This is a genomic window from Parabacteroides goldsteinii DSM 19448 = WAL 12034 (assembly GCF_000969835.1).
GTDB classification, from domain to species: Bacteria; Bacteroidota; Bacteroidia; order Bacteroidales; family Tannerellaceae; genus Parabacteroides; species Parabacteroides goldsteinii.
Genome location: NZ_KQ033912.1, coordinates 132,977 through 150,992 on the forward strand (window position 1 = coordinate 132,977; position 18,016 = coordinate 150,992).

The 18,016-nt window shown below is 45.2% G+C and carries 18 protein-coding genes and 1 pseudogene; 2 read left to right on the forward strand and 17 right to left on the reverse strand.

Going from position 1 to position 18,016, the window contains the following annotated elements; translation table 11 throughout:
* Positions 1–96: 96 nt before the first annotated feature.
* From HMPREF1535_RS00560 to HMPREF1535_RS00570, 3 genes are all read right to left on the reverse strand, one after another.
* Positions 97–954 (reverse strand): TIGR01777 family oxidoreductase, encoded by an 858-nt coding sequence (locus HMPREF1535_RS00560; protein ID WP_046144992.1) that lies wholly within the window; start codon positions 952–954, stop codon positions 97–99.
* Positions 955–1,274: 320 nt separating this feature from the next.
* A complete protein-coding gene (locus HMPREF1535_RS00565) occupies positions 1,275–2,258 on the reverse strand; it encodes a TlpA disulfide reductase family protein (protein WP_046144993.1) in 984 nt (327 codons plus the stop codon).
* A gap of 36 nt (positions 2,259–2,294) precedes the next feature.
* A complete protein-coding gene (locus HMPREF1535_RS00570) occupies positions 2,295–3,068 on the reverse strand; it encodes an EFR1 family ferrodoxin (RefSeq protein ID WP_046144994.1) in 774 nt (257 codons plus the stop codon).
* 99 nt (positions 3,069–3,167) lie between these two features.
* Here HMPREF1535_RS00570 and HMPREF1535_RS00575 point away from each other — a divergent pair, with 99 nt between their 5' ends.
* Entirely contained in the window at positions 3,168–3,413 is a 246-nt protein-coding gene (locus HMPREF1535_RS00575; RefSeq protein ID WP_228100000.1) for a hypothetical protein, read from the forward strand.
* Between the two features lie 99 nt (positions 3,414–3,512).
* Here the strand turns inward: HMPREF1535_RS00575 and HMPREF1535_RS00580 are convergent, their stop codons facing one another.
* The 4 genes and pseudogenes from HMPREF1535_RS00580 to HMPREF1535_RS00595 form a co-directional block, all read right to left on the reverse strand.
* Positions 3,513–4,769 carry a TolC family protein gene (locus tag HMPREF1535_RS00580; protein ID WP_046144995.1) on the reverse strand — a complete coding sequence of 419 codons (1,257 nt, stop codon included), beginning with the start codon at positions 4,767–4,769 and terminating at the stop codon, positions 3,513–3,515.
* Between the two features lie 15 nt (positions 4,770–4,784).
* Positions 4,785–7,896 (reverse strand): annotated as a pseudogene (locus tag HMPREF1535_RS00585) (efflux RND transporter permease subunit).
* Between the two features lie 5 nt (positions 7,897–7,901).
* Complete coding sequence (locus HMPREF1535_RS00590; protein ID WP_046144996.1) at positions 7,902–9,011, reverse strand: efflux RND transporter periplasmic adaptor subunit; 1,110 nt, start codon at positions 9,009–9,011, stop codon at positions 7,902–7,904.
* Between the two features lie 45 nt (positions 9,012–9,056).
* The gene (locus HMPREF1535_RS00595) at positions 9,057–9,410 is read right to left on the reverse strand and encodes a hypothetical protein (RefSeq protein WP_044214751.1); all 354 of its coding nucleotides are present in this window, start codon (positions 9,408–9,410) and stop codon (positions 9,057–9,059) included.
* Between the two features lie 144 nt (positions 9,411–9,554).
* On the opposite strand from HMPREF1535_RS00595, the gene HMPREF1535_RS00600 reads away from it, so the two are divergent.
* A complete protein-coding gene (locus HMPREF1535_RS00600; protein WP_010802447.1) occupies positions 9,555–11,108 on the forward strand; it encodes a M28 family metallopeptidase in 1,554 nt (517 codons plus the stop codon).
* 7 nt (positions 11,109–11,115) lie between these two features.
* Here HMPREF1535_RS00600 and HMPREF1535_RS00605 read toward each other — a convergent pair whose 3' ends face one another.
* From HMPREF1535_RS00605 to HMPREF1535_RS00650, 10 genes are all read right to left on the reverse strand, one after another.
* Positions 11,116–11,316 (reverse strand): hypothetical protein, encoded by a 201-nt coding sequence (locus HMPREF1535_RS00605; protein WP_010802446.1) that lies wholly within the window; start codon positions 11,314–11,316, stop codon positions 11,116–11,118.
* Between the two features lie 32 nt (positions 11,317–11,348).
* Entirely contained in the window at positions 11,349–11,654 is a 306-nt protein-coding gene (locus tag HMPREF1535_RS00610; RefSeq protein ID WP_010802445.1) for a DUF4491 family protein, read from the reverse strand.
* Between the two features lie 420 nt (positions 11,655–12,074).
* Positions 12,075–12,455, reverse strand: coding sequence for a preprotein translocase subunit SecG (gene secG, locus HMPREF1535_RS00615; RefSeq protein ID WP_007658886.1), 381 nt, complete (start codon positions 12,453–12,455; stop codon positions 12,075–12,077).
* Positions 12,456–12,462: 7 nt separating this feature from the next.
* A complete protein-coding gene (locus HMPREF1535_RS00620) occupies positions 12,463–13,230 on the reverse strand; it encodes a hypothetical protein (protein WP_046144997.1) in 768 nt (255 codons plus the stop codon).
* Between the two features lie 3 nt (positions 13,231–13,233).
* Positions 13,234–13,749 (reverse strand): LptE family protein, encoded by a 516-nt coding sequence (locus HMPREF1535_RS00625; RefSeq protein WP_046144998.1) that lies wholly within the window; start codon positions 13,747–13,749, stop codon positions 13,234–13,236.
* 1 nt (position 13,750) lies between these two features.
* The gene (locus HMPREF1535_RS00630) at positions 13,751–14,935 is read right to left on the reverse strand and encodes a sigma-54 interaction domain-containing protein (protein ID WP_007658895.1); all 1,185 of its coding nucleotides are present in this window, start codon (positions 14,933–14,935) and stop codon (positions 13,751–13,753) included.
* Positions 14,936–15,038: 103 nt separating this feature from the next.
* Positions 15,039–15,866, reverse strand: a complete 828-nt coding sequence (locus HMPREF1535_RS00635) for a lysophospholipid acyltransferase family protein (protein WP_007658898.1) — start codon at positions 15,864–15,866, stop codon at positions 15,039–15,041.
* Positions 15,867–15,875: 9 nt separating this feature from the next.
* Positions 15,876–16,763 (reverse strand): CDP-alcohol phosphatidyltransferase family protein, encoded by an 888-nt coding sequence (locus tag HMPREF1535_RS00640; RefSeq protein ID WP_010802444.1) that lies wholly within the window; start codon positions 16,761–16,763, stop codon positions 15,876–15,878.
* Between the two features lie 6 nt (positions 16,764–16,769).
* Positions 16,770–17,498 (reverse strand): SDR family NAD(P)-dependent oxidoreductase, encoded by a 729-nt coding sequence (locus tag HMPREF1535_RS00645; protein WP_010802443.1) that lies wholly within the window; start codon positions 17,496–17,498, stop codon positions 16,770–16,772.
* A gap of 9 nt (positions 17,499–17,507) precedes the next feature.
* Positions 17,508–17,975, reverse strand: coding sequence for an FAD synthase family protein (locus tag HMPREF1535_RS00650; RefSeq protein WP_007658908.1), 468 nt, complete (start codon positions 17,973–17,975; stop codon positions 17,508–17,510).
* Positions 17,976–18,016: the final 41 nt, after the last annotated feature.

Sequence of the window (18,016 nt, forward strand, 5' to 3'; positions counted from 1 at the left end):
TGAGTCAGGACTTTAGAGATAGAAGTTAGGGAGATATGTAATAGTTTATCCTTTACTTCTTTATAATAGATGAAAGAAGTAATCTTTCCGTGCCTACTACATCATGAAACTAAGTAACGCCAGCCGTATATCCGAATAACGGAAAACATACCCTGCTGAAAGTAACCGCGCCGGATAAGCCTGTTGTCCTTTGGTGATTAATTCTTCTCCTTCTCCATAAAGATACCTGAATACTCTCCGGGGAAGGGGTAACCATGCCGGGCGGTGCATCACTTCGGCAACCACCTTTGTAAAAGCCCGGTTCGTCAGTGGTTGAGGAGCAACCAGGTTGACAACTCCCGATAAATCCTTATGTTCGATAATAAACTGCATGGCATGCAGCACATCTTCTATATGTATCCAGGAGAATCCCTGTTTGCCGGAAGCAATCTTTCCTCCGACAAAAAAGCGGAATGGCAGCAACATCTTAGGCAATGCCCCTCCATCCTTTGACAATACAACCCCAAAACGGACTACTACCAACCGGATGTCTCTCGACAATTTCTGCGCCTCATCTTCCCAACGGATACAGACATCAGACAGGAAACCCGTTCCCACAGACGTACTGCTTTCCGAATAAATACCGCTATCCGGATAAATACCGACTGCTGATGCGGAGATAAATACTTTCGGCTTCACTTCCATCTCATTGATGATAGATACCAACCGCCTGGTAGTATAAATACGGCTGTTCATTATTTTACGTTTGGCTTTCCTTGTCCAACGCTGGTTTATCGTAGCTCCGGCCAGATTGATTACAACATCACATCCGGTCAATGCCTGTTTCAGCTTTTCGTCCGACCTCGAACGGAACATCGCATGTTTCAAAGGGACAACGACATCTCCGCCGGCAGATAAAAACTCTGTCAGATGCTGTCCTATAAAACCTGAATTACCGCTGATTGCAATTCTCATCTCCTTCTTCTTCAATATTATTCTTCAATAATAGAACAAGAAGGGTTTATAGTTTGTTGTAACTAGTTGGATGACAATTGTATTAAAGGTTGTAATTCTTGTTCAAAAATTTCTTTACTGATGATACGGTAATGCGGAGAGTAACTGTCGGCTCTGCAATCTCCCCTTCTGTTTCCGTATAGGAAGCCATTTCGCGGCGAAGATAATTACCGGCGGCTATTGTGTCGCTGACGATATGCCCCGGACCGAACTTATCCTGGAAAAAGTTCTTGTACGGCAGAGAAGACAGAAAAAAGAGATAAGCAGATTGCGCTTCATGCTTATTTGATTACTTCTTTTAATGTATTAGGCAAATCTTCGCCAGTGATATTCTTGGCGATGATTACACCGTCAGGATTGAGCAATACGTTTGCCGGAATGCCGCGGACACCATACAAGGCAGGTATCTCCGAATCCCAATACTTCAAATCGGAGACGTGTGTCCAGGTCAGGTTGTCATCGGCGATGGCCTTCAACCATTTGTCTTTGTTATTATCCAGGGAGATACCGATAATCGTAAAGTTCTTATCCTTGTAATCCTGGAAAGCCTTCACTACATTCGGATTCTCACGACGGCAGGGAGGACACCAGGAAGCCCAGAAATCAAGTAATACATATTTACCTCGGAAATCAGACAGAGAGACAGCCACACCGGCTGTATCCGGCAAAGAAAATTCGGGAGCCGTCTTGCCAATCTGCACATTCTCCAACTGGCCGATGATGCCATCCAGGTCTTTTACATAAGGACAGTCGGCCAGCGTCGGAGCTATCTTGGCACGGGTCGCCTTCAACTGGTCCAACGGAAGCTGATAGGTAAAATAACGATACAGGTAGAAAGCCGCAGCCGGCGAATCCGGGTACTTGCTTATCAGGCTATCTATATCGAAACCTTTCTCAAAGACCTTACTCTGGTTTTCCTGGAAAATCGTATTGACCGGAGAGTTCTGAACGATAATAGTCTCGCCGTCATTTCCGAGCGTCACGTCCATATTCGTATTCTCAACAAAGAGTTGTACCGGATAATTCATATCCTCGGTAGCCAGACCATACAGCAGGGGCTGGCTCACTTCTCCCTTGAATGTGAATTTACCATCCTTAATATCGGCGGTATCCACATCGAAGAACATTTTATTACGGAACGTTTTCAGGTAAATCTTACCGTCAGGCATATTCTCCACGACTCCGTTTATCACATAACCTTTAGGCGTTTCCTGGCAACTTGCCAACAGGAACACAGCCATAACCATCATTACTAGTTGTTTCATTTTGCTTTACTTGTTTTTATAGTTGACAGGCGCAACTTATTTAACATCGGGATGATGATACCTTCCTTTCTTCAGGGTAATCTTACCATATTCTATGGCACGTACCGGACAACGGTGAATGCAGGCAACACATTGCACACAGGTATCCGACCAGACAGGCTTTCCTTCGGACAGCGTTATGGTCCCGGTCGGACAAACTTTCTCACACAAACCGCATGAGATGCAGGCATCCGTTACCCGAAAGGAGTTCTTCCCTATGGCAAAATTAGCAAAAAGAGGATATATCCAGTAGCTTTTGAGTCCCGGCAGACTTCCTTTATTGTATAAATTAACGTTTTTACTTTCGCGGATAGCAGCAGCGATAGTAGCGACGGCGGCGGGCGCATCTTCCAGTTTCTGTCTTTCGACTTCCTTGCTGTCTACGTCAAAACCAGGCAGGAGGATATAGTTATTCGGCATAATGACCGAGTAACCAGCCATAAGCGTTATCCCTCGTTTAGACAAGGCTTTCTGCACCCTGTCAGCGGTATAACCGCATTCGTCGCCACAGGTGGAAACGGAATATACGGGTTGCTTATCGTAGCCGGTCAGCTTCAGTTTCGAGATAAAACGGGTAACAGGGACAGCCGGTCCCCACGAATGTACGGGATAGACAAACAGCACTTTCTCATCTTCCCTGAGCGGACAGACAATTTCCTTTTTATTGGTTTTTAACTCCTCCGCTATCGAAACGACAGGTTCTCCCAACGCGATACTCAAAGCATTCGCCACCCAACGGGAGTTTCCGGTACCTGAAAAGTAAAATATCATACGCGTATCTCTGTTTTGCCCACAAATGTAAATATAATTCAGAACTAATATCTTATCTTTGTCAAATAAGAAAACCTAAGAAGATATATTATGACAACAATGGAATTAAATTTACGGAAACAACACTTTACCCAGTTCATCCTTTCGATGGATGAAGAGGAGTTTACTGAATTGGAGAAATATGCTAAAACATTATCTCTAAAAAAGGCTGCATCTAAAAGTAAGCCCTACCCATGGGCTTTATCTGAAAAAGAATTGACATCTTGTGTTAGGGAAGCCAGGGAAGATGTCTTGTATGGACGTTGTATTTCTGACGAAGACCTGACAAAAGATTACCGTATTTGATACCCGGCAAGCCCCTGATAAATTAAGGAGTTTACTCAATCTATAAACCGAAAAGCCCCGATGTTCGTTATCAGGGCTTTTCGATTTATATCCAATTTCTTACAACTCCACATCCCAAACCCCGGCACTCTTCTCCAGTTCCACCAGTGCCGCACTGTAATTGAAGAGTGTTTCTATATACTGGGCCTGCACATCATCATACGTCCGCTGGGCATCGAGTACCTCCAGGAGGGAGACTTCTCCACGGTTATAGCTGTAAATCTTTCCGTCGATTACCTCCCGGGCGGCATGAAGCATACCGTTTTCATAATGACTGACCTGCTCTGTCAGCGACTGATAACTCCGGTATGCCTGCATAACTTCCGTCTGTACCTGCAACAAAGCCTGCTGATACTGCGTCTCGGCCTGCTGTTCACGGAAACGGGCAGCACGGACAGTCCCCTTATTGAAGTTGGAAAACTTCAGGGGAATGGCAATCCCGGCCGTCACCCCGGTAAAGGGTGGTGCCGGGGCCTCCTCATTATGCACCCGGGCATTCTTACTGATGGCAATAGACAGGTCGACATCCGTATTCCGTTCCCGCCGGGTCGCTTTCAGGGCACGGGAAGCGACTTCCTTATTCTTCATGGCTGCTACCAAGTCGGCACGATTCATCGAGGCTGTGGAAATCAAATCAGCAAGCACAAAATCACGGGGTGAAATCTGCAATGAAGCATCGGGGACGTACAAGGTATCGAGAGCAACCGAACCGGTCAACAGGTTCAGATTGGAAAAAGCATTATGCAAATCGGTTTCCGCTTGCAATAATTCATTTTTCAATATCCCTGCCTCCAGACGGCTCTGGATAGCATCAATCTCCATAATTTTCCCTAAAGTAAAACGGACACTGTCGCTCTCTGCCAGCTGCCGGATATTCTCATAGGCGTTCTGTTTTACCTTATATAATTCATATTGTTTCAACGCCTCCAGGTAGGAAACGGTTGCTTCGGCACGCAGGTTACGGAAATAATCGGCAAGGAGTGCCTTTGTCAACTCGCTTTCACTACGGGCCAACGCCATATTCGCTCCCCGCTTTCCGAAAGAAAACGTTTTACTCAGTTCAACCTCCACTCCTTCTCCCATTTGCAGACTTCCGTTCTCGTTGTTGAAATAAGAGACGGACAGGTTCGGGTCGTTGAATACTTTCGACGCAACCACTTCCGCCTCGGACACATTCATATTCAGACGTTCGGCTGCATACTCCAGATTCCCTTCCGCCACCTTCTCCATATAATTGTGGTAAGAAAGGGGAACCATTTGTTGTGCACTGCCAGCCAGGCTTCCGGCAAGCAGGCACATTGTTATATAATGTCGCATAGCTACTATTTTTAATCAGACATTCGTATTCTTTACATCAGAAGATACTATCTCTTCATCCAGATAATGCTTTTCCACCAGATAGTATAAGGCAGGAAGCACATAAAGCGTAATAACGGTCGCAAACAACAGTCCGTACACAATCACCGTCGCCAGCGGACGTTGCACATCGGAACCGATACCTGTACTCAACGAGGCTGGCAGCAAACCGAGCACAGCCACCGTTGCCGTCATCAGAATCGGGCGGAAACGGTGTTTCGCCCCGGTTATGATTGACTGCTTAAAACCTCGGTCACGGCTACGCAGGTTATTGATATGCGAAATCATAATCACACCGTTTTGTATAGCGACACCAATCAAGGCTATAAAACCGACGGCAGAAGAGACATTCAACGTCATCCCCCGGACATTCAATGCCAGCATCCCTCCGAAAAGGGCCAGGGGGAACCACACACATCATCAGAGCCGCCTGGCGGAATTTTCCACAGGCGGCAAACAGCAACAGCAGCATAATACCCAACGCCAAAGGGACTACTGCCGCCAGACGGTTATAGGCACGGTGCTGGTTCTCGAACTGACCGGCCCATTGCAGATGGACGGTGTCGTGATTATAATCTATGTCGCGGTCAATCAACCGGTTCGCTTTATTCAGAAACTCCGTCAAATCCACGCCACGCAGGTTGACATGGATGGTCAGGTGACGCTTGTTCATCTCACGGGAGATTGTACTGGCACCGGTTGTCATTTTCACTTCGGCAACCTGCGAAAGCGGTATCTTTGCTCCGGCCCCATTCGTCAGTAAGAGATTGCCGATACTTTCAGGCGAGTTACGGCTGGCATCGTCGAAACGGCAAATGACGTCATAACTTTTACTGCCGACAAAGATTTGCGAGATGGCCTTTCCCCCGATTGCCAGTTCAATCATATCGGCAACATCGGAGAAGTTCAGACCATATTGGGCAATACGGTCGCGGTCGGCAATAATCTGCAACTGGGGTAACGGCGGTTCCTGGTCGATGGCTACGTCGGCGGCACCGGGAATCGTTCGCAACACATTCACGACCTTATCGGCTATATGGCGGGTATCGGCAATATCATCTCCGTAAACCTTTATCGCCAGGTCGCTGTGAGCACCGGCAATCTGGTCCATGACCATATCGATAATCGGCTGGGAGAAACTGACGGTATAACCGGGCATAGTCAACAACTTTTCAGACATTTCCTCGATCAGGTCCGCCTTCGTCTTGCCGAATTTCCAGGTGTCGTAAGGCTTCAACCCTACTCCGCATTCGATATGTGACAACGAGAAGGCTTCGGCTCCCTCATCGTCGCGTCCGACCTGTGTCATGACATAAGAGACTTCATCAAACTGTTTCAATGTTTTGCGAAGCTCCGCTCCCATCGCCTTCGACTTCTCGATAGAGATACCCGGAGGCAATTGCACCTGTACCCAGATAGCCCCTTCGTCCAAAGGCGGAAGGAAATCTTTTCCTACCGTATAACTCAATACGCCGGCTGCCACCAGAATAAGGAACAAAGGTAACAGGACCCGCTTCGGTTTCTCCAGCAAAGCAATGATTTGCCGGTTATAGATCTCACCTAACTTTTCAAGCCAGCGGTTATGATAAATCTTCCTGGGTTTGTAATAAGCATAGAAAGCCAGGCCCGGTATCAGGAACAACGCCACAGCCAATGCCCCCAACAGGGCATAACCGACCGTATAAGCCATCGGCGTAAAGAGTTTCTTTTCGATATGCTCAAAGGCAAACAGGGGAAGATAAGCAGTGATAATAATTAATGTAGAGAAGAAGATAGGGCGGGCCACTTCAGTTGCACGGCGCAGGATTGAATCTTCCGTCAATATTTCATCAGGATGCCGTTCGCGCTTCTTCAGAATTGTTTCCATCATTACGATAGCCCCGTCTACCAGGATACCAAAGTCGATAGCTCCCAGCGAAAGCAGGTTGGCAGGAATATCGGTCAGTTGCATCAGGATAAAAGCAATCAGCAACGACAACGGGATGGTCAGGGCAACCAGCAAGGCACCACGCCAGCTTCCGAGGAACAGGATGAGCACCAGCACCACCAGCACCATGCCTTCAAAAAGCGTATGGGAAACCGTATGCAATGTCGTATCCACCAGGTTCGTTCGGTCCATAAAGACATGCAGGCGGGTTCCTTTGGGAAGGGTTTCATTATTCAGTTCGTCGACCGCCTGATGCACTCCTTCCAGCACCTGCGAAGGATTCTCTCCGCGAAGCATCTGGACAATCCCTTCCACCCCATCGGAATAATCACGGACGCCGTCGTAGAATCCCAATACCCCTTTACGTTCCAGACTACCATATTTCAGGGTTCCTAAATCATCCAGGTAGACAGGTACACCGTCCTCGGTCTTGATAACGATACGTCCCAGGTCCTTCAGGTCTTTTACCAGTCCGATACCGCGAATTACATAACTCAGGTCGCCACGGCTTAACATACTGCCGCCGGCATTCACATTATTCTTTTCTATCTTCTCGGTGATATCGCCCAGCGTCACATTATATTGTTCCATCTTGTGCGGGTTCACTTCTATCTGGTATTGGGTAGTGATACCGCCAAAGTTGCTGACATCGGCCACTCCCGTCACTTGCTTCAGACGGGGGATGACAACCCATTTATGCAGGTCGGTCAGTTCGCGGATATCGAGTTGGTCGCTTTCCAGTACATAACGGAAGATTTCACCGGTAGGCGAAGTCAGCGGGTTCAATCCCGGAACGGCATCATAAGGAAGTTCCACGTCTACCAGGCGTTCCTGCACACGCTGACGTGCCCAGTAATCGTCGATACCGTCATCAAAAACCAGCACAACGGTCGAGAGGCCGAAAGTATTCTTACTTCGCATCACATTCAGTCCCGGCATCCCGTTCATCGCCCTTTCAATAGGGATACTGATTTGCTGTTCTATCTCTTCCGCCGCCAGTCCCGGCACCTGGGTAACGACCTGGACGGTCGTGTCGGCAATATCCGGATAGGCATCAATGGCCAGTCGGGTCCACGAATAATATCCCACTACAGCAAGAAACAGGAATAATACGAACATCAGCCCCCGCCGGTGTATCGCAGTATATATTATCTTCTTCATAGAATTTATCGTGCATCAAGTAAATAAAAGGCTCCGGTAGTTACAATCGTATCGCCGGAGTTCAGTCCGGTCAGGATAACCGTCTTGCCGTCTTCTGTGACAGAGGTAGTTACCTTCTGTTTGCGATAAGCATTGTTTCCCAATGAGACAAGCACATAAGCGCCTTCCTCTTCCTGAAGGATGGCAGATGTCGGGATACGGATGACATCGGCACTTCTGTCGCACAGCTTAACCGTCCCGTACATAGCCGGCTTCATCAGGTGGGCACTGTTGTCACATTCGATGAGGACTTCAACCGAACGGGTATCTTCGTCCAGCATTTCGCTGACATGATAAATCTTTCCGGGCAAAGGCAGGTCGGGCATGGCTACCAGACGAATCTCAACGCTGTCCAGCGATTGTATCATTCCCATATCCTTTTCCTTGACATGGGCAGCCACCCATACTTTATTCAGGTTGGCTATCACGGCCACGGGTTCGGCATCTTCCTTGATATACTGGCCGATGACAATACGGTCGGTCACTATTTCGCCCGCTATCGGTGAGCGGACAATCAAAGGTTGTCCCAATACCAGGTCTTCCGGTTCTATCTGAAAGACCTTCAAAGCGGCAACAGCATTTTCATAGTCTTTCTTCTTCAATTCATAATTGACTTCCGCTTCTTCCAGTTCTTTCTGTACGCCGACCTTATTTTGCAGCAGGTCTTTTTCGCGTTTCAAGCTTTTCAGGGCCAGTTCCATCTCCTGTTTAGCCTGATAATACCCTTTTCCCGTCTCAAAGAAAGAAGGAGAACTTATCTCAAAGACCGGACTTCCGGGCGTCACCATCTGCCCCAACCGTACGAATGATTTGGAGATACGTCCGGCAAAAGGGGAAGCAATCTCGGCATAATTGGAGGGGATAGCTTTCACCACCCCCGAAGTGGAAAACTCCAGGCGGTAAGGTTCTTTCTTCACTACGTCTGTTTTCAACCGGGATAAGATAGGTGATTTATCCCCTATTTGTATCGTGTCGCCCCGTAAAGTTACGGCAATAGCAACCTCATCGTCCTGCTTGTTCTGGTTGCAGGAACATAATACCATTGCTGGAAGCAATAGCATAAGTAATTGTTTCATATTGATTTTCTTGTATTAAATAATTCTTTTCTTCGTTGCTGGTAATTATTTAATACAGAAAGGCGGGGCGCGGAGGCTGATATTACGTACTGAACGTACGGGAGTTATATACTTGTGTTGTTGAATGAACACGGAAAGAAGTACCCAGGCTGTCACCAATGTGAGACACAAGGCAGCAGCCTCCATCATGATATCATCCAGTTCTTCAATCGTATTAAAAGCGGACGAATTATGCGTATGATGCGGCAAACCGTCTGCTCCCGGAAGGAAGGGATGGGAATGGGTAATGGAATAAGTCGGGAAATAATGGGTATGGGTGAACGCAGTACCTCCTACATAGTAACTCACAAAGAGTACTATCAGCAGATATTTTGCTATGGTAGTAAAGATAGATTTCACATGCTCCCGATTTGGACACAAAGGTATCTATTTATTTTGGTAATACTTTTACAAAAAGGGAACGATTCTGTTATTATTTTCTGCTTTTCATTTGGTACACATTATTTTTATCCATTAATTTGCAAGACTTAAACAAACATTGATATGAAAAGGACTATACTTCTCTTCGCAACCATGGCCTGTATGACCATAACTTCCCTTCCGGCACAGGAGGCCGCTGTAAATAAAATCATTGAAACCGGACGTTCCGATAACCAGGTCATGAACCATCTGGACATACTGACCAACCGCTTCGGCGGACGCCCTATCGGTTCGGATGCCTATGACAACGCCACCGAATGGGTTGCCTCCAAGTTCAAAGAATGGGGGCTGGAAGTGGAGTTACAGGAAGCCGGAACTTTACCTGTCGGATTCAACCGGGGGCCGTGGTTCGGTAAGCTGCTTGGTGAAAACGGGATGGAGTTGCATTTTGTCACCCCTTCCTATACCTCCGGAACGAAAGGACTTCAACGGGGACATGTACTGCTCGAGCCTCTTACACAGGATGAGTTCGACCGGATAAAAGGACAGTTGAAAGGCGCCTGGGTACTGGTAAATGGCAAAAACACGGGCTGGCCAATCAATTGGTCGGCAATAGCAGACTATGACCGTGCAGGTGTTATTGCAGAAAACAACACAATCGCTCAAAAGAACCGTGAGATAATGAGGGATAACTGGGTAAATAAAAAGAATACCCCCTTACTGCCTTTAAATGATGAAAAGCCGGCTCTCTTTTACAAGGAAATGTGCGAAGCCGGTGTCTTAGGTTTTATCCAGTCGGCTTCTGTCCCACTGCGTGCACTTTATGATAAGAATGTCGTATTCGATAAGGACATGACCATCGAGAAACTACCGACCGTACCCGATATCAAACTGGATGAACATCAATACGCCATCATCAAACAGATGGTAAAAGAGCGTCGTTCCTTTATGCTGGAGTTCGATATACGTAACCATTTCCGCCTGGGACCGGTCAAATATTATAATGTAATCGGTTCCATAAAGGGAAGTAAACATCCGGGGGAATATGTTATGCTGAGTGGCCACCTCGATTCTTTTGATGTTGGAACCGGCGGAGTCGATGACGGTTCAGGCGTTACCCCTGTTATGGAAGCCGCCCGTCTGATTGCCACGTCGGGAGCAAAACCTAAACGTACGATGCTTTTCTGTGCTTTTGCAGGTGAAGAGTTCGGTTTGCTAGGTGCACAGGCCTGGGTAAGGGGTAATCCAAAGAAGATGGATAAAATATCGAATCTGTTCAACCGTGACGGCGGACCTACTCCTCCGGTAGGTATTAGTGTGCCGCAAGCCATGTATGATGATTTTGTGAAGATATGCGAACCGGTAAAGAAGATTAATGCCGAATATCCGTTCGAAGTCAAAGTAGCCGAACCGCGTAAACAGCCGACGACCATAGGCGGTACGGATGCTTCCGTCTTTGCACTGGATGGCGTACCGACCATCGGCTTTATGGAGAAAGACATCAAAGGCTATAACTTCAGCTACGATGAGATATGGCACACGGAACGTGACTTATATACCAAGAGCATTCCTGAATATCAACAACATGCTGCAACGGTCATGGCTATTGTCGGCCTGGGAGTAGCCAACCTCGACCATCAGTTATCACGCGAAGGATTATATCTGAAAGAAGAATAAGAGTAAATCAGGCTACCTGACGACACAAATAAGGCAGACGCCTCTGGGCATCTGCCTTATCTCTTTTACGGTTGTAAACCTTTTTCGATACATGTACCCGGTTATGACTGACCGGACGTCCGTGATTCTCTATTTCCGCTTCCCGGCTCCCCTTGCGGTTTGCCTTGATGTACTCGTCCAGCGGAGAGACTTTCTTTTTCTTCTTCATAGCTGTATTACTTTACGGCTACAAAGATACAATTATTTTTCCGGATATTGTCTTTTTGGATTTTTAGGGAACCATCCTTTCAATACGCGTTCTTCCTGCTCGAATACTTCCTTGATCGTCCAGAACGAAGAAAAGGCAAACACACCGCAGATGGCAGAGACAAAAACACTCTCTATCAGCAAAGATGCAACCGTTCCGGCAATCCCCAGAAGAAGGAATATCCACCAGCATTTAGTCCCCCAATAATATTCAGCCTTCACAACTATCGGATGAAACAACCCGATTATCAGAAAAGTAACGATACCAATCAGTAGCCCGTCAAAATTTATCATCTCCATATTTGTATTGTTTAATATAAAACAGTTTAATCAGTCTCAACAAAGATACAAAAATCAACTGTCATTCCTCATAAAATATATCTATCCGGGTATAAACATCCACAAACCGTTCACCCCAACCTGCACAACTCTTTATCTATATAACTATCCTTTATCAGTATTGCCTAAAAGCCATTCGGACATATATCCAACGATTCTTTTGTCAGAGGTAGGTGTAAATAAATTTAGAGGTAGGTCTATTTTCATTTAGAGGTAGGTCTAAATCAATTTACACCTACCTCTAAATAAAAAAACATTAGTACTATCCTTTCTTTTCATCCTAGACGAAAAGGAATCATTGTAGAGAGTTTCCTTATATGATTCATAAAAAAAGGCATCCCGAAATGGAATGCCTTTAGTATATGCTATAAAATCTACATCTTATTCAGCCTGAGCAGGAGCTTCTGCCGGCGTTTCTTCTTCAACCGGAGCATTTGCTGACGGCTGAGCAGTTCCAAAGTTAGGAGCTACCGTATTCGGGTCGATTGTAACAGCATTGTTTATCTGTTCTTTGATTTCAGATTGTGTAGTAGTTGTTGCTCTTGGGATAAATGCTGTAATAACGATACTACAAACAATAACAAAACCAGCCAGGCCCCATGTTGCTTTTTCCAAAAAGTCTGTGGTTTTACGTACACCCATAATTTGGTTAGATGAAGAGAATCCCGAAGCCAGACCTCCCCCCTTTGAGTTCTGGATCAATACTATCAAGATCAGAAGTATTGAAGCGATCAGGATTAGAATAGAAATAAATACGTACATTTTAGTTTTATTTTTTAGTGTTAATAATCAATTTTTCCAAAAATCTAATTTGGTCTGCAAAGTAAGCATTTTTTTCTGGATAATTCAAATATAAGTTTTTAATAATTTGCAATGCCTTCTCATACCGTTTCTGTTTAACATAAATATGAGCCAATGTCTCGGTAAAATAAGAATCATCGTCCAACGATCGGGGTTGTTCGTTCTCCACTTCTTTCAATGGTCCCTGGGAAGATGGATCATCCGGTTGCAGGGATAAGACCAATCCGCTGCCCGGTGCCCGCTGTTCGTCATTTTTAATGAAAGAATCGATCAGGTCATGGTGCTGAAGTTTAGCTTCCGGCTCCTCTTCCGCCGATATATCATCCTTTGACAACGACCAATATATATAATCAGATGAAACGGAAGGCTGAAACAACAAAGTAGGATCGGCCGCCTGTTGTTCTCCCTCACTTTCACGATCAGCCAAAAAAGCATCGATCAGGGAGAAAGAGTCTGTTGCCGGTTCATTTTCTTCCGCAGATGCCGCAAACGGCATCCCGTAACGTTCTCCCTCGATCAGTGCGAATAATTTTCTTCTGTCCGGTATGTAAACTGCCATTCTTTTCAGTTCTGCGGCAAAGCGTATATCATTCAATACAGCCAGATTCTTCAGATAAAGCATCCGGGCTATATGAAAATACGGATATTCAGCCACTACCTGCTGTAACGGGGAAAGTGTTTCCTTCGTCAGCAAAGAGGGGTCTTCCATCAGTAGATATAAGTCTGCAGCTTTCATATATTACCAATTGGCTACGGTTGCATTATAAATCTGGTCTGTCAACTCGTCAATGATCTCTGCACAGAGTTCGGCCTGTACATCCTGTAACATCCGGGTAGCATCAAACTCACGATAAGCAGAAAAACTCTGTGCATCAAAATCCTCATCAGGGTTTGTACGATTAGAATAACTCACGCGCACAGTTATCGTCAACTTTGTCTGCGAAGACCAGGCATCTTCTTTAACAGCCATTGGTGTCAGTTCATATCCGGTAATCTCACCTTGCAGCTCCAAATCACCATTATTGTTGACCATCTGAAGGCGTGTCTGACGGATATAAATATCCTTCAACGCTTCAGTAAACTCCTGTGATAACGGAGGATAAACCAAAGGTGCCTGATTTGGAAAGTCCTTAATAGTTATCGTTTTTACCTTTGTATAGTCAATCGAAGCTCCGTTGAACTTGTAGGAAATGGAACAGGCCGTCACCATGACTCCTATCAGTAAACAAAACCAGATTATATTCTTTCTCAACATATTATTCCAAATTATATTCTTTAATCTTTCTATAAAGAGTACGTTCTGATATTTTCAGATCAGCCGCCGCATTTTTCCTCCGTCCGTTATGTTTCTCCAATGCTTTACGGATCATCTCTTTCTCCACTTCTTCCAAAGAAAGAGTTTCTTCTTCCTCTACGGCTTCCGCTTCCTGAATCGGAGCAGAATGTACCGGACGGATCGGATGGGCATAGGGCGTCTCATCGGCAACCGGCATAGGCATCTTACCTCCCATTATATCGTGAACCAGCTTTTTCAGATCATTGACATCTTTCTTCATGTCAAAAAGGACCTGGTAAAGTATCTCGCGTTCACTATTGAAAAACTTCTGGTCGTTATCCTGCTTTTTGACCAGCACCGGATATTTTTCCACATTCAGATCGGGAAGATACAAACGCAGAACGTCTGCTGTAATATCACGGTTCTCTTCGATAACCGAGATACGCTCCGTTATATTCTTCAACTCACGGACGTTACCCGGCCAACGGTAGGAGGTCAGCAGCTGTCGTGCTTCATCATCCAAACGAACCGGCGGCATACGATATTTCTCCGCACAGTCTCCGGCAAATTTACGAAACAACAAGATGATATCATCCGGACGTTCACGCAACGGAGGAATCTGGATAGGTACGGTATTCAAACGATAATACAGATCTTCACGGAATTTTCCGTCGGCTACCGCCTGTATCAGATTAACATTCGTTGCAGCAACAATCCTCACATTTGTTTTCAGCACCTTTGAAGAACCGACTTTTATAAACTCACCGGTCTCAAGCACACGCAGCAAACGGGCTTGTGTCGGGATAGGCAGTTCCCCTACTTCATCCAGAAAAATAGTTCCGCCGTCGGCTACTTCAAAATATCCTTTACGGTCGGCCAAAGCTCCGGTAAAGGAACCTTTTTCATGTCCGAACAACTCTGAGTCAATCGTTCCTTCCGGAATGGCACCACAGTTTACGGCTATATACTGTCCGTGTTTACGCGGACTGTTCTGATGTATAATCTGTGGAAAAGTTTCTTTACCGACACCACTCTCCCCGGTAATAAGCACAGACAAATCTGTCGGAGCCACCTGTAGAGCGACATCGATTGCCCTGTTCAGGCCAGGGCTGTTTCCTATAATTCCAAAACGCTGTTTTATTTGCTGGACATCAACCTTAATCATCATATCTTCTATTGAATATCTGTAATTATTTCAGTTTGTCTGCCAAAATTACAAATCTTAATTCAAATTCCAGCTATCAGGAGTAGATTCTATCAGCGGTTTCTCATTTTTTTGCAGCATAAGTGCGATTGAATAAAAATTCAGCCAGTGCCGTATCATCTGCAAAATTCTTCATTTCTTCCGGAGAGATAGGTTTCCCCACATACACATCGACCGTTTTACCGCGTTTGTTGAAGGCTTCGGCAGGAATGCGCAAAGTACGTATTTTCCAACTGATACTTCCCAACCAGTAAAAGAAGCGGGAATTAAGAAAATCAAAGTAAACTGGATATACCGGCACATTTGCCTTCCGGATCAGGCGAATCACGCTATGTGTCCAGGGCAAGTCATGGATCTCTTTATCATCCTTATTATAAAAGGAAATCGCCCCAGCCGGAAAGAATCCCATCGGATGCCCTTCTTTCAGTCGCTGCAAAGAATAACGCACCCCGTTTATGTTGGCCGGATTCGGACCATTACCGGTTGAATCGGGCAACACCGAAACAAAATTATCCTTCATGGCACCGATCTTCACCAGAATTTCGTTCACCATCACTTTAAAGTCCGGACGACGAGCGGCCATAATGTCAATCAATATAATGCCGTCGATCGAACCGATCGGATGATTGGATATGGTTATAAATGCCCCTTCGGGCAGGTTATCCAGTATTTCCGCATGATGCAGATTATACTTGATATCGATCAGGGGATCGCTCAGTAATGCTGTAGTAAACGCTGAGCCACGCAGATGGCAGTTATTGGCATGCACTTTGTTTACTTTGTCAACACTCAACCACTTAATCAATAATTTGCCAAGGAAGGTGCCTATACGGCTTTTGAAGAACGGGGCAGCTTCCTGCAAATCATTAATGTCTACTACGCTCTTTTTCATACTTTTTATTTATTCAATAAACGATGCGCACATTTTTTCGTGCTTGCGCATCGACAATAACAGCACGATATTCAATACGATTATCTCATACAGGAAATAAACCCATACTTCGCCGACCAATACAACTATAAACATAACGATCGTACGTCCGTTAAATGTCAGGAGATCAATATAACGCATTAACTCACGACTTTGTTTACGAAAAGCAATACGCACATTTTCCGGAATATCATCTCCGTATTTGGCATGGAGGCTCTGCAACATACGCTGCAAGGCAGGAGTGGCTTTCACCTGAAGTAATGTGTATCCCCTATAAAGGAAATAAAAAGTTTTATTGATACCCAGCTTCATCTCCTTATGACGGGCAATGACCTGTTCCAGCGACTGGAACTCAGCTCCTTTGTCCTTACTGATAAAATAGAGATGCAATGTTTTATAATAATCGGTTATATTAGCCTGCACCAGATGGGATAAGCCGGACACAACGGCCAAAGCAAAAAACCAATAAGTACCATACTCATGAGACAGACGAAGGGCAAAACCGACATAGATAGAGGCAAACCAGATATCACCGGCAAATCCGTCCAATATACGTCCGATAGCGGACTTGATACCTGTCAGACGAGCCAACTGTCCGTCTACGCAATCCAGTATATTGGCAAAAACCAACAATAAAATACCACAAATAGTATAAACCAGATTATCATGATAAAACATGAAGCCGACAGCAGCTCCCACAAATATAGAAATGACCGTTACCATATTCGGGGTAATCCCCGTGCCGCGCAACATACGAGCGATACGAAAACCTATCGGACGGTAAAACGCCCGGTCGACAACATTTTCTGTTTCTATTGATTTTAGTGATGCTTCGTATTCTTTATCCAAATTACTCATGATCTATTATTTATACGAATATCCGCCGTCTACAACGACCACTTCGCCATTAAAATAACTATTTTCTATTAACATCTTATACACTTCGGCCAACTCTTCCGGATCACAGAAACGGCCTAAAGAAACTTTATTTTCTATATTCCGCCGTATTTCTGCCGGTTTAGTCTTCTGCCATTCGGTATCGACAAACCCGGGAGCAACTGCGTTCACACGCAATTCATAAGGAACCAGGAATTTAACCATATTCTTTACTAAGGCATGTACAGCACTCTTTGTCACTCCGTAAGCCAGAGATACCGAATGAGGCTGGATCCCCATCAGGGAACCGGTAAAGACCACACTACCACCTTTATTTATCCGTCCGACAATACGTTGCAATAAGAATACCGGAAAATGAACATTAGCAAAGAATACACGTTCCCAATCAGTAAGTGACAAGTCCTCGAACGAATCGCGGCAAGTCAATCCCGCATTAAAGATCAGTGCATCTAAAAGCAAACTCTTCTCCTGCAAATAAGCATCTATTTTATCAACGGACTCTTTTTTTGTAATATCTGCCTGTAGCACAGACACATTGATTCCGAATTGCTGTTGCAAACCTTCGCGGGTTTGTTCGGCCATCCCGGGATCGGAAGCATAAGTAAGCACAAGGTTATACCCGGCTTTCCCCAAACAGAGAGCCACCGCTTTACCTATACCCTTTGTACCACCGGTAATTAAAGCACACTTTTCCATGAGTAATCTTTATTCCTCCCCTTTTCCCTTTACAGTGGCAGGTTTAGCATGTCGTTGATATTTAAGATTTTCTTCGTAAGAATCATGAATCGTTTTCTTCAGATTAGAGGAAGAAACCCCGGTTCCATAAGGGAAATAAAAAACCTGTACGCCTAAATCTTTTAAATAATCATATTTACCAAACCAGTCATCTCCCACAACAAAAGCATCGATATTCAGCTTCTTTACGATCTCCGTATGATCCAGTGTATGCTGCGGTATTACAATATCCGGAGTTTTCAACGCTTCAATAATTTGAAGGCGTTCATTGAACGGGATAATAGGATTCGCTTTATAAGAAGAAACCAGTTCGTCCGTGCTCACTCCTACAATCAGGATATCAGCCAGGCTACGGGCATAATTGATCATCCGGAGATGATTATAATGAAACATATCGAATGTTCCGGAGGTATATACGATCGTTTTATCTTTAAACATAATTCATGTTGCAATTTTGAACCACAAACTTACGCAAACTT